The sequence below is a fragment of the Streptomyces oryzae genome, assembly GCF_017676365.1.
GTDB classification, from domain to species: domain Bacteria; phylum Actinomycetota; class Actinomycetes; order Streptomycetales; family Streptomycetaceae; genus Streptomyces; species Streptomyces oryzae.
Genome location: NZ_JADKMA010000028.1, coordinates 36,590 through 49,502 on the forward strand (window position 1 = coordinate 36,590; position 12,913 = coordinate 49,502).

The 12,913-nt window shown below is 72.3% G+C and carries 6 protein-coding genes; all 6 read left to right on the plus strand.

The window, feature by feature from the left end; translation table 11 throughout:
- The first annotated feature begins 14 nt into the window (after nucleotides 1-14).
- Nucleotides 15-2,339: a penicillin-binding protein 2 gene (mrdA, locus tag ITI46_RS08400; RefSeq protein ID WP_209238797.1), complete on the plus strand. Its 2,325-nt coding sequence runs from the start codon at nucleotides 15-17 to the stop codon at nucleotides 2,337-2,339.
- Nucleotides 2,336-3,535 (plus strand): rod shape-determining protein RodA, encoded by a 1,200-nt coding sequence (gene rodA, locus ITI46_RS08405; protein ID WP_209238798.1) that lies wholly within the window; start codon nucleotides 2,336-2,338, stop codon nucleotides 3,533-3,535. Before mrdA ends, rodA begins: the two co-directional genes overlap by 4 nt.
- A gap of 146 nt (nucleotides 3,536-3,681) precedes the next feature.
- Nucleotides 3,682-5,610 carry a TIGR03960 family B12-binding radical SAM protein gene (locus ITI46_RS08410; protein ID WP_209238799.1) on the plus strand — a complete coding sequence of 643 codons (1,929 nt, stop codon included), beginning with the start codon at nucleotides 3,682-3,684 and terminating at the stop codon, nucleotides 5,608-5,610.
- An 80-nt stretch (nucleotides 5,611-5,690) separates the two neighbouring features.
- Nucleotides 5,691-6,854: a hypothetical protein gene (locus tag ITI46_RS08415; protein ID WP_209238800.1), complete on the plus strand. Its 1,164-nt coding sequence runs from the start codon at nucleotides 5,691-5,693 to the stop codon at nucleotides 6,852-6,854.
- Between the two features lie 312 nt (nucleotides 6,855-7,166).
- Nucleotides 7,167-7,964: a TIGR03936 family radical SAM-associated protein gene (locus tag ITI46_RS08420; RefSeq protein WP_209238801.1), complete on the plus strand. Its 798-nt coding sequence runs from the start codon at nucleotides 7,167-7,169 to the stop codon at nucleotides 7,962-7,964.
- 242 nt (nucleotides 7,965-8,206) lie between these two features.
- Nucleotides 8,207-12,892, plus strand: coding sequence for a ribonuclease E/G (locus tag ITI46_RS08425; RefSeq protein WP_209238802.1), 4,686 nt, complete (start codon nucleotides 8,207-8,209; stop codon nucleotides 12,890-12,892).
- Nucleotides 12,893-12,913 lie beyond the last annotated feature (21 nt).

Consider the following 12,913-nt stretch of genomic DNA (forward strand, 5'->3'; position numbering starts at 1 on the left):
AGGCGCTGCGCGCCGTGACAAACATTCCTGAGACCGGCCGTTCCTCCCGGGTCACCATTCGGCTGGTCGCCATCCAGATCCTGGTGCTGTCGCTGCTGCTGACGCTGGGCGGCCGGCTGTGGTATCTCCAGGTCCGCAACGGCGACGAGTACCAGAAGGAGGCCAAGGGCAACCACGTCCAGCAGGTCGTCGAGCCGGCGACGCGCGGCTCCATCCTGGACGCCCGAGGTGTGCCCATCGCCGACAACGAGACCCGGCTGGTGGTCTCGGCCTCCCGCACTGAGCTGATGAAGCAGGACGACGACGGCAAGGCGGTGCTGGAACGGCTCGCCAAGGTGCTGGGCATGTCGCCCAAGACCGTCAGGGAGAAGGTCCGGCTGTGTGACGCGAAGACGCCGCAGCCGTGCTGGAACGGCTCGCCCTACCAGCCGATCCCGGTCACCGACGACGCCAAGCCCCAGCAGGCCCTGCAGATCCGGGAGCGGTCCGAGGACTTCCCCGGGATCACCGCCGAGCCGGAAGCCGTCCGCCGCTACCCGGCGCCGTACGGGGCCAACACCTCGCAGGCCCTCGGCTACCTCTCGCCCGTCACCGACGAGGAGATCGAGAAGGCCAAGGACACCGACTCGCCGTTCCTCGCCTCCGACGAGATCGGCCGCAACGGCCTGGAGCGCTCCTACGACAGCCAGCTGCGCGGCTCCTCCGGCGTCACCCGCTACGAGGTCGACAACCTCGGCCGGGTGATGGGCGAGGCCGAGAGCGACAAGGCGCGCCCCGGCTCCAACCTGGTCACCTCGATGGACGCCCGCGTCCAGGCGGTGGCCGAGAAGCAGCTCGACAAGGCGATGAAGGACGCCCGCAAGGAGTTCGACAAGAACACCGGCCGCAACTACAAGGCCGACGCGGGCGCCGTCGTGGTGATGGAGAACAAGACCGGCCGGGTCGTGTCCATGGCCTCCAACCCCGAGTACGACCCCAACGCCTGGGTCGGCGGCATCTCCGGCAAGGAGTACGCCAAGCTCACCGGGAAGAAGTCCAACTACCCGCTGCTGAACCGCGCCATCCAGGGGCTGTCGGCTCCGGGTTCCGTCTTCAAGGTCATCTCCACCACGGCCGCCGTCAAGGCGGGCTACCCGTTCAACGGCAGGTACGACTGCTCGCCGAGCTACAAGGTGGGCGGCCAGGTCTTCAAGAACTTCGAGTCCGAGGGCCACGGCAGCATCAACCTCGGCCGCGCACTCGAGGTCTCCTGCGACACCGTCTTCTACGACCTGGCCTACAAGCAGTGGAAGAAGGACGGCGGGAACCTGCCCAAGAAGGGCGCCAAGGACTGGTTCTACCGGACGGCGCACGACTTCGGCCTCGGCAAGAAGACCGGGATCGACATCCCCAACGAGGTCGAGGGGCGCGTCCCGGACCGCAAGTGGAAGAAGAACTACTGGGAGGCCAACAAGGACGCCTGGTGCAAGCAGGCCGACAACGCCAAGGGCCGGCCCAGCTACGCGGAGCGGATCGCCAAGGAGAACTGCGTCTCCGGCATGAAGATGCGAGCCGGTGACAGCGTGAACTACTCCATCGGGCAGGGCGACACTCTCGTCACCCCGATCCAGATGGCCACCATCTACGGGGCGCTCGGCAACGGCGGCACCCTCTACGACCCCACCCTCGGCAAGGCGGTCGTCAGCCCGGACGGCGACTCGGTCAAGGAGATCAAGCCGCACTCGCACGGCAAGCTGCCGCTGGGCAAGAAGACGCTCGCGCAGATGGACAAGGCCCTCCAGGGCGTGGCCACCCACGGCACGGCGGCCTGGCGGTTCGGTGAGGCGGGCTGGCCCCAGGACAAGATCAAGATGCGCGCCAAGACCGGTACGGCGGAGGTCGCCGGCAAGCAGACCACCTCCTGGCTGGCCACCTACACCGACGACTTCACCGTCGTGATGACCATCTCCCAGGGCGGCACCGGCTCGGGCGCCTCCGGGCCCGCCGTGCGCAAGATCTACGACGCGATGTACGGCGTCACCAAGGACGGCGACATCGACAAGAAGAAGGCGCTGCTGCCCAAGCCGGAGACCAAGCTGCCGAAGATCGACAAGGACGGCACCATCGTCGCGCAGCGGGACAAGCAGGCCGAAAAGCCCGGCGACAAGCCCGCCGACGCCTCCAAGAGCCCGTCCGCCTCGCCCTCCGGGAGCCCCTCGGCCTCGCCGCCCGGGGAGAGTCCGCGTACCCGCCGCGAGGCCGAGGCCGTACGCAACGAAGCCGAACAGCAGCAGCGCCGCCGGGACGGTGCCCAGCAGGTCCGCGACGTCCGCGCACTCGCCGGAGGTGAACGCCCGTGAGCACCCGGACGTTCGCCCTGGGCGGCTATGGCCCCCGTCGCCGCTCGGCCTGGGACCGGCTGACCGCGCGTGACTCGATCGTGTGGCGGCTGGACTGGGTCATCATGCTGTCCGGGATCGCGCTGGCGGTCATCGGTTCGCTGCTGGTCTACTCGGCCACCCGCAACCGCACCGAGCTCAACCAGGGCGACCCGCGGTACTTCCTGGTGCGGCACGTCATCAGCCTCGGTATCGGGATCGCGCTGATGATAGGGACCGTCTGGCTCGGCCACCGCAGACTGCGCAGCGCCGTACCGGTGCTCTACGGCATCACCGTGCTGCTCGCCGTCTGCGTCCTCACCCCGCTCGGCGCCACCATCAACGGCTCCCGGGCCTGGCTGAACCTGGGCGGCGGATTCACCGTCCAGCCCGCCGAGTTCATCAAGATCACGGTGATCCTGGGGATGGCGATGCTGCTCGCCGCCAAGGTCGACGCGGGCGACCAGGAACACCCCGACCACCGCACCGTGCTGCACGCGCTCGGCCTGGCGGCGCTGCCGATAGTGGTCATCCTGGCCATGCCCGACCTCGGCTCGGTGATGGTGCTGGTCATCATCGTGCTCGCGGTGCTGCTCGCCTCCGGCGCCTCCAACCGCTGGGTCATCGGGCTGTGCCTGGCGGGTGCCGGGGGAGCGGTGCTGGTGTGGGCGCTCGGGCTGCTGGACGAGTACCAGATCAACCGGTTCGCGGCCTTCGCCAACCCGGCGCTCGACCCGGCCGGCGTCGGCTACAACACCAACCAGGCCCGCATCGCCATCGGTTCCGGCGGGCTGACCGGCAAGGGGCTGTTCGAGGGCACGCAGACGACCGGGCAGTTCGTCCCCGAGCAGCAGACCGACTTCGTCTTCACGGTCGCCGGCGAGGAACTGGGCTTCGTGGGCGGCGGGCTGATCCTCGTTCTGCTCGCCGTGCTGATCTGGCGCGCCTGCCGGATCGCCCGCGAGTCGACGGAGCTGTACAGCACGATCATCGCGGCCGGGGTGATCGCCTGGTTCGCCTTCCAGGCGTTCGAGAACATCGGGATGACGCTGGGCATCATGCCGGTGGCCGGACTTCCGCTGCCGTTCGTCTCCTACGGTGGTACGTCGATGTTCGCGGTGTGGATCGCGGTCGGGCTGCTCCAGTCGATCCGGACGCAGCGGCCGATAGGGGTATGAACCTTGCGGTCCCGCCCCCTTCGGTCTTCCCGGGGGCGGGGCCGCGGCCCGCCGGGGCATGCGCGGCCAACCGTTACGCTGGACGACTGGCCCTGTCCCCCTCCCCCAGCCTCCGGCCGGGGGTACCCCCAGAAAGCGCGCCCGTGATGCCCGTCGAGTCGGTCTTCCCCCAGCTTGAGGCCCTCCTCCCGCATGTCCAGAAGCCGATCCAGTACGTGGGCGGCGAGCTGAACTCCACCGTCAAGGACTGGGACTCTGCGGACGTCCGCTGGGCCCTGATGTACCCGGACGCCTACGAGGTCGGCCTGCCCAACCAGGGCGTCATGATCCTCTACGAGGTGCTCAACGAGCGCGAGGGCGTGCTGGCCGAGCGCACCTACAGCGTCTGGCCCGACCTGGAGCAGCTGATGCGGGAGCACGACGTCCCGCAGTTCACCGTCGACGCACACCGCCCGGTCGGCGCCTTCGACGTGCTCGGCGTCTCGTTCTCCACCGAGCTGGGCTACACCAATCTGCTCACCGCGCTCGATCTGTCCGGCATCCCGATGGAGGCGAAGGACCGCACCGAGGACCACCCGATCGTGATGGCGGGCGGGCACGCGGCCTTCAACCCGGAGCCGATCGCGGACTTCATCGACGTGGCGGTGATCGGCGACGGCGAACAGGCCGTGCTGGAGGTCACCGAGATCATCCGCGCCTGGAAGGCCGAGGGCCGCCCCGGCGGCCGGGACGAGCTGCTGCTGCGGCTGGCGAAGACCGGCGGGGTGTACGTACCGCGCTTCTACGACGTCGAGTATCTGGCCGACGGCCGGATCTCCCGTGTCGTGCCCAACCGTTCGGGCGTCCCGTGGCGGGTGAGCAAGCACACCGTGATGGACCTGGACGAGTGGCCCTACCCCAAGCAGCCGCTGGTCCCCCTCGCGGAGACGGTGCACGAGCGGATGTCCGTGGAGATCTTCCGCGGCTGCACCCGCGGCTGCCGCTTCTGCCAGGCGGGCATGATCACGCGTCCGGTGCGCGAGCGGTCCATCACCGGTATCGGTGAGATGGTCGACAAGGGGCTGAAGAACACCGGCTTCGAGGAAGTGGGTCTGCTCTCCCTCTCCTCCGCCGACCACAGCGAGATCGGCGACATCGCCAAGGGCCTGGCCGACCGCTACGAGGAGGACAAGGTCGGCCTCTCCCTGCCCTCCACCCGCGTGGACGCCTTCAACATCGACCTGGCCAACGAGCTCACCCGCAACGGCCGCCGCTCCGGCCTCACCTTCGCCCCCGAGGGCGGCAGCGAGCGCATCCGCAAGGTCATCAACAAGATGGTCTCCGAGGAGGACCTGATCCGCACCGTCGCCACCGCCTACGGCAACGGCTGGCGCCAGGTGAAGCTCTACTTCATGTGCGGGCTGCCCACCGAGACCGACGAGGACGTGCTCCAGATCGCCGACATGGCCACCCGCGTCATCGCCAAGGGCCGCGAGGTAGCGAAGTCCAACGACATCCGCTGCACCGTCTCCATTGGCGGCTTCGTGCCCAAGCCGCACACCCCCTTCCAGTGGGCGCCGCAGCTGTCCGCCGAGGAGACGGACGCCCGGCTCGGCAAGTTGCGGGAGAAGATCCGCGGCGACAAGAAGTACGGCCGCTCCATCGGCTTCCGCTACCACGACGGCAAGCCCGGCATCGTCGAGGGCCTGCTCTCCCGCGGCGACCGCCGCCTCGGCGCGGTCATCCGCGAGGTCTACGAGCGCGGCGGCCGGTTCGACGGCTGGCGCGAGTTCTTCTCGTACGACCTGTGGATGGAGTCCGCGGCCAAGGCGCTGGACGGCACCGGCGTCGACGTGGACTGGTACACCACCCGCGAGCGCTCCTACGAGGAAGTGCTGCCCTGGGACCACCTCGACTCCGGTCTCGACAAGGACTGGCTCTGGGAGGACTGGCAGGACGCCCTGGACGAGACCGAGGTCCCCGACTGCCGCTGGGACCCCTGCTTCGACTGTGGCGTGTGCCCGCAGATGGACACCGAGATCCAGATCGGCCCGACGGGCAAGAAGCTGCTGCCCTTGAGCGTGGTCAACAAGTAGCCGCTCCGCAGTCCGGCCCGTTACCGGATCCGCACACCGGCCGCCGAACCGGTGCCCCGCCTTCTCCCGTCCTCGCCTGCGTGAACGCATACCAGCCACGCCACGGCTCCACCGCGCGCGCGAAGGAACCCGAAGGGTGTCTGACGGCGGCGGTACGACTGCCGGTGCGGATCGTGATGTTCGTGCTCGTGCTGCCCGTCCGCCTGGCGTGGGACGGGCTGGTGCTGGCGGGGCGTGCGGTGCGGCGCGGAGTGCTGGTGCCGCTGGGGCGCGGGCTGGGATGGCTGTGGCGCACCCTCGTGGTGGCCCCGGCGAGATGGCTGTGGCGCGCTGTCCTGGCACCGCTGTTCCGCGGTATCGGGCTGGTGCTGGTCTGGACGGGCAAGGCCCTCTTCGTCTGGCCGTGGGCCGGTCTGTGGCGCTATGTGGTGGTGCCGGCGGCGCGCGGGATCTCCGTCGCCGTCGCCTTCCTCGTCCGAGTGCTGATCGTCGTGCCGCTGGCGTGGGTGTACGCACACGTCCTCACGCCGCTCGGCCATGGGGTGCTGGCCGTGCTGCGCGGCCTGGGCCGTGGCCTGGCCTGGCTGGGGCGGCACCTTCTGCTGTTGCCCATGGTGCTGCTGTGGCGGTATGTGCTCGCCCCGCTGGGCCGGGGTGTCGCCGCGACCCTCGCCTGGCTGTGGCGGTGGCTGGTGGTGGCGCCGGTCGCGGGGCTCTACCGCTATGTGCTCACGCCGCTGGGGCACGCGGTGGTGGCCGTGGTGCGCGGGGCCGGCGCCGGGCTGGCGTGGCTGGGGCGGTATCTGCTCGTGGTGCCCGCACTGGCCCTCCACCGCTGGGTGCTCACACCTCTCGGACGGGGCCTCGCGCTGGCCGTACGGGAGATCGCGGGCGCTGTGGTGGTCGCCTGGCGGGTGGCGGGCCGGGTGACGGCTGCGGTCTTCCGGTTCGCCGGACGGGTGCTGTACGTGCTGCTGGTGGTCCCGTTCGTGGGGTTGTGGCGGTTTGTGCTGGCGCCGGTGGGACGGGTGCTGCGGGACTGGCTGTGGCGTCCGCTGGCCTCCGCCGCGCGGGCGGCGGGCGGCGCGCTGCGGGCCGCCGGCCGGTCGGTGCGGGCGGCTCTTCGGGCAGCGCGGGAATCGGTACGCGCGACGCGGGCAGAGATACGGCGTGCCCTGTGGGGCTCGCCCCGGCCGGAGACCGGGGGAGCGCCGCGCTCCAAGGAGCGGGAGCGGCTGCCCTAGGGCAGCCGCGTACCCTGGGCAGCAGGATCATCCGCAGCAACCCGGGGTTCCCCGGCCGCAGGCCGGAGAGCCTCCCGGGCCCGGTACTGGTGGAAGCGCCCCCGGCGTCCCGCCGCCTCCGGGCGGGTTCGGCCGCAGGTGAGGCGCCTCGTCACCGAGGGCGCCGCCTGGCCGGTGCGGACTTCCGCCTTCGTACGCGACGCAGAAGACAGACCTATAAGACATGGGTGGCCGCGCCCCGCGCGCCGCCCGGCACCGAGGAGAGAACCACTGGGCAAGCGACAGCCCGAAGGCCCGCCGCCCGCACCCACCGTGCAGCGCCTCCGCCTGCGCTACACCAAGCGAGGCCGCCTTCGGTTCACCAGCCACCGCGACTTCCAGCGCGCCTTCGAACGGGCACTGCGCCGGGCGGAGGTACCCATGGCGTACTCCGCCGGATTCACCCCGCACCCCAAGGTCAGCTACGCCAATGCCGCCCCCACCGGCACCGGCAGCGAGGCCGAGTACCTGGAGATCGCCCTCGTCCAGCAGCGCGACCCGGAACAGCTGCGTGCGCTGCTCGACAGCTGCATGCCGGACGGCCTCGACATCGTCGACGCCGTCGAGGCACAGGGCTCCGACTTCAGCGACCGGCTCCAGGCATCCGTATGGGAGCTGAGGCTCGACGGCGTCACCCCGCAAGAGGCACAGAAGGCGGCAGACGCGTTCCTGGCGGCCGAAGCGGTCGAGGTGCAGCGGCAGACCAAGAAGGGCATCCGCTCCTTCGACGCGCGGGCAGCCGTCCGCTCACTCACGGTCACCGGACAGCACGCCGAAGCCGACGCCGCCACCAGCACCGATAGGCCCGGCAAGGGGGCCTGTGCGATACTGCGCCTGGTAGTACGACACGTGACACCTGCCGTACGACCCGACGACGTCCTGTCCGGTCTCCGCGCTACGGCCGACCTGGCGCCGCCGACACCCGCAGCGGTGATCAGGCTGGCGCAGGGGCCGCTCGATGAGGAGAGCGGCACGGTGACCGACCCGTTCGCACCTGACCGCGACGCGCTTCCGGAGCCCATCGGCTCAGGGATCTCCAGCGTCGCGACGGTGCCGGGCGGCGCCGCGTAGGACAGCCGCCGAAGCGCGCCGCCGCCGACGCACGCCAGGGAGCCACCCGGGCAGCCGTACGGCAGACGAGCGCACAGACCAGCAGACTTTTGCCGTAGCCGGGTCGGACAAGAACCGGAACCGGCGAGTGAGACAACGAGCTCCCGTGCGGCGCCCGCGCCCCGGAGAGCGACCCGCCCGCGAGGTGGGTCGCCCCGGATCCAGAGCGCGGCGCCCGGGAGCGTGACGGGAGAACCGCCCGCATGCTCGAACCAACTGAATCCAACGAAGCCGAGGCAGCCGCAGCGGGTCATGCCGCTTCAGCGGAAGCCGCCACGTCCGCCGTTCCCGGTGGATCGACCGCGTCCGGCGGGTCGGTCGTCGACAGCGAGGCCACTGTCGGCGGCGGAGCCGCCGGGCCGCCCGAGACCGCCGGCGGCGCCCTGAGCACCCCCAGCGACACCCTCCCCCCGCGCCGCCGTCGCCGCGCCGCCAGCCGCCCCGCGGGTCCGCCGGCCGCGCCGCAGACCGAGGAGGACGGGGAGCCGGAGGAGAGCGCTGAGCTCGGCGCCGTGACCGCCGCGGATCCGGCGCCGCCGACCGCGCTGGACAGCGCCGGGGCGGACGGCTCCGGGGAGGGCGACTCCGAGGGTGCTGCGCCCGAGGGCGCCGCTACCGGGGCGCCCGCCGAGTCCGCTCCGGCCCCCGCGGCACGCACGCGCCGCCGTGCGACGCGTAAGGCGACTGCCCCTGCGGGGTCCCCGGCTCCGGCTGAGCCTGCTGAGCAGGCTGGGAGTGCTGAGCAGGTCGTTGCGGCCGCGCCGTCTGAGGCTGTCGGGGGGACTGTCGAGGTGGGGACGGAGCCGCCGAAGTCGGGTGGCCGTCGCCGCGCGACCCGTAAGGCGACAGCTCCGGCGGGTTCGCCGCCCCCGGCTGAGCCCGCCGAGGCCGTGAGCGCCGAGCAGACCGACAGCACCGACAGCGCCGCGAGCACCGAGGGCCCGCAGGCTACGGCCGAGGCCGAAGCCGAGGCCGAGGCGCCGAAGGCCCGTACCCGGCGCCGTGCCACCAGCCGCAGGGCGGCACCGGCCGAGGACGCCGACGAGACGGCGGCCGGGCAGCCCGCGAAGACCGGGCGCCGGCGCAGCACCCGCGAGACCTCCGCACCGGCGGCCGGGCCGGAGGAGACCGGCGAGAGCGCCGAGGGCCCGCAGGCCGCGGCCGCGGCGGAGACCGGGGCCGAGGCGCCGAAGGCGCGCAGCCGTCGCCGTGCGAGCACCCGCAAGGGCGCCGCCGCTCAGGTGACGGAGGAGCCGCAGACCGAGCCGGAGGCCGAGCCGGGGACGGCGGCTGCCGCCGAACCCGCGTCCGGTGGCCGCACCCGGCGCCGTGCGACCCGTGCCGGTACCGCACCGGCCTCCGCGGAGGCGGCAGAGGCCAGCGAGGTCACCGAGTCGACCGAGACCCCCGCCGAGCAGCCCGTCGCCGCCGAGCGGCCCGCGGCCGGTGAGGAGACTGCCGCGCCCACCCGTACCCGGCGCCGTGCGACCCGTAAGGGCGCCAAGGCAGCCGAGGGGACGCAGGAGGCGGAGGCTGCGGAGCCGAAGGTGGCCAAGGGCTTCGCGGCCCCCACGAGCGAGGCGGCCCGGAAGGCCGAGGCGGGCGCTGCCGCCGAACCGGCCGAGCCCGCGAAGACGGAGAAGACCGACAAGGCTGAGAAGGCCGACAAGGCTGACAAGGCCGAGAAGGCCGAGGCGCGGGGCGGTCGTCGTAGGCGGCCCGCGCCGCCCATGGCGATGTTCCAGCCGCCTGTCTTCACCGAGCCGGCCTTCCAGACCCCGCAGTCGGCCGCCGCCGCGGCAGAGGCCGAGCGCCGGGCCGAGGCCGAGCAGGAGGCGGAAGCGGAAGCGGAGCCGGAGGCCGCCGTCGAGGACGAGACCGCCGGTGCCCCGCGCCGTCGCCGTCGCCGCCGCGCGGAATCAGCCGAGCAGCCCGCGGCCCGGGAGGAGCGCGAGGGCGCCGCCCAGGCTCAGGAGCCCGAGGCCGAGCCCGAGCCCGAGGCCGAGGGAGCCGAGGAGCAGGAGGGCGGCCAGGCGGACGAGCGTCCCGCGCGCCGTCGTCGCCGTGGTGGCCGCCGTCGCCGCCGGGGCGAGAGCGCCGAGCAGCCCGAGGGCGCGGAGGCCGAAGAGCAGGAGGAGCGCGAGGAGCGCTCCGAGGCCGCCGAGGAGACCGAGGCGGGCGAGCCTGCCGCGGCAGCAGCTGAGGACGAGGAGGAGGCAGCGCCTGTCGGCGGCGCTTCCAGCAGCAGCTCGCGCCGTCGCCGCCGGCGCCGTCGCCGGTCCGGCGACGCGGAGGCCGCGAGCGAGACGGTCACCTCGGACGACCCCGAGCGCACCGTCGTCAAGGTCCGCGAGCCGCGCAAGAAGAAGGACGAGCCCTCCGACGAGGTGCAGGCCATCAAGGGCTCCACCCGTCTTGAGGCCAAGAAGCAGCGCCGCCGCGAGGGCCGTGAACAGGGCCGCCGCCGGGTGCCGATCATCACCGAGGCGGAGTTCCTGGCCCGCCGCGAGGCCGTCAAGCGCGAGATGATCGTCCGGCAGAGCGGTGAGCGCACCCAGATCGCCGTCCTCGAGGACGACGTGCTGGTCGAGCACTTCGTCAACAAGGAGCAGTCGACCTCGTACGTCGGCAACGTCTACCTCGGCAAGGTGCAGAACGTGCTGCCGTCGATGGAGGCCGCCTTCGTCGACATCGGCAAGGGCCGCAACGCCGTGCTGTACGCGGGCGAGGTCAACTTCGAGTCGCTGGGCATGGCGGGCGGCCCGCGCCGGATCGAGACCGCGCTCAAGTCGGGCCAGTCGGTGCTGGTGCAGGTCACCAAGGACCCGATCGGTCACAAGGGCGCCCGGCTGACCAGCCAGGTCTCGCTCCCGGGCCGCTATCTGGTCTATGTGCCCGAGGGCTCCATGACGGGCATCAGCCGCAAGCTCCCGGACACCGAGCGCTCGCGGCTCAAGCAGATCCTCAAGCGGGTCGTCCCCGAGGGCGCCGGCGTGATCGTCCGTACGGCGGCCGAGGGCGCCAGCGAGGAGGAGCTGCGCCGCGACGTCGAACGGCTGCAGGCGCAGTGGGAGGACATCCAGAAGAAGGCCCAGAAGGGCAACGCGCCCACGCTGCTCTACGGCGAGCCGGACATGACCGTCCGCGTGGTGCGGGACATCTTCAACGAGGACTTCTCCAAGGTCATCGTCAGCGGCGACGAAGCGTGGGAGACCATCCACGGCTATGTCTCGCACGTGGCCCCCGACCTCGGCGAGCGGCTGCAGAAGTGGACCTCGGACGTGGACGTCTTCGCGACGTACCGCATCGACGAGCAGCTCGCCAAGGCGCTGGACCGCAAGGTGTGGCTGCCCAGCGGTGGCTCGCTGGTGATCGACAGGACCGAGGCGATGGTCGTCGTCGACGTCAACACCGGCAAGTTCACCGGCCAGGGCGGCAACCTGGAGGAGACGGTCACCAGGAACAACCTGGAGGCGGCCGAGGAGATCGTGCGCCAGCTGCGGCTGCGCGACCTCGGCGGCATCATCGTGATCGACTTCATCGACATGGTCCTGGAGTCCAACCGCGATCTGGTGCTGCGCCGACTGCTGGAGTGCCTGGGCCGGGACCGTACGAAGCACCAGGTGGCCGAGGTCACCTCGCTGGGCCTGGTGCAGATGACCCGTAAGCGGGTCGGGCAGGGGCTGCTGGAGTCCTTCTCCGAGCAGTGCGTGCACTGCAACGGCCGCGGCGTCATCGTGCACATGGACCAGGCCACCGCCGCCGCCGCGACCGGTGGCGGCGGCAAGAAGGGCAAGAAGGGCAAGGGCAAGGCGGAGAAGGCCGAGGCGAAGGCCCAGCAGGCGGTACAGCCGCAGCCGGCCCCCGTCGAGCCCGCGCCGGTCGAGCCCACACCGGCGCAGCCGGAGCCCTCGCCCGCCACCGCGCCTGCCGCTGTCGCCGTGGAGCCCGCCGAGGCGGTGGCCGAGGCCGCCGACGTCTCGGCTCCGGCACCCGCACCGGTGGAGTTCGTACCGGACGAGGAGCTGTTCAGCAGCGCCGCCGAGGCGGAGGCCGCGGCTTCCGCCTCGCGCGGCGGCCGTCGGCGCCGGGGCAGCCGCAAGGCGAGCGCCCCCGCGGGGTCGCCCAAGCGCGCGGTGCGCGAGACCGCCGAGGTGGTCGAGCCGGTGGTCACCGAGCCCGCAGCAGCGGAGCCCGCTGTCGCCGAGGCTGCGGTCGCGGAATCGGCTGTCGCCGAGCCCGCTGCCGCAGAGCCCGCTGTGCCGGAGTCCGCCGCGGCCCCGGTGCAGGCCGGGGCCCCGGCCGAGTCGGCAGCTCCCGAGGCCGCACCTGCCGAGGCCGAGCCGGCCACCGGCGCGCGGCGTCGGCGGCGGGTGACGCGCAAGGCCAGCGCACCGGCCGGTGCTCCCCGTACGGGTGACGACGCGGCTGCCGTGCTGGTCGTCCCCTCGGACGAGGTGGCCGCTCCGGCTGCCGCCCCTGCCGAGTCCGAGCCCGTGGTCGGCGAGGTCGTCACCGACGTGGCCCCGGCCCGGCCCCGGCGGCGGGTGACCCGTACGGTCACCACCACCGCTCCGGCGGACGAGGGCGAGGCCGTCGCTCCGGCGAAGAAGACCGCAGGGAAGAAGGCGGCCAAGAAGGCCCCGGCGAAGAAGGCGGCGGCCAAGAAGACCGCGGCCAAGACCGCAACCAAGACGGCGGCTAAGACGGCGGCCAAGAAGACGACGGCGAAGTCGGCCGCGAAGGCGACCGGCAAGGCGGCGGAGAAGCCGGCCGCGAAGTCGACGGCGAAGAAGACCGCCGCCAAGAAGTCGGCCGCCAGGAAGACGGCCGCCGCAGAGCAGGAAGGCGGAGCCGGAGCGGTGTCGGCACCGGCCTCCGAGGAGTGACCCGCAGGGGCGGGGAGGGCC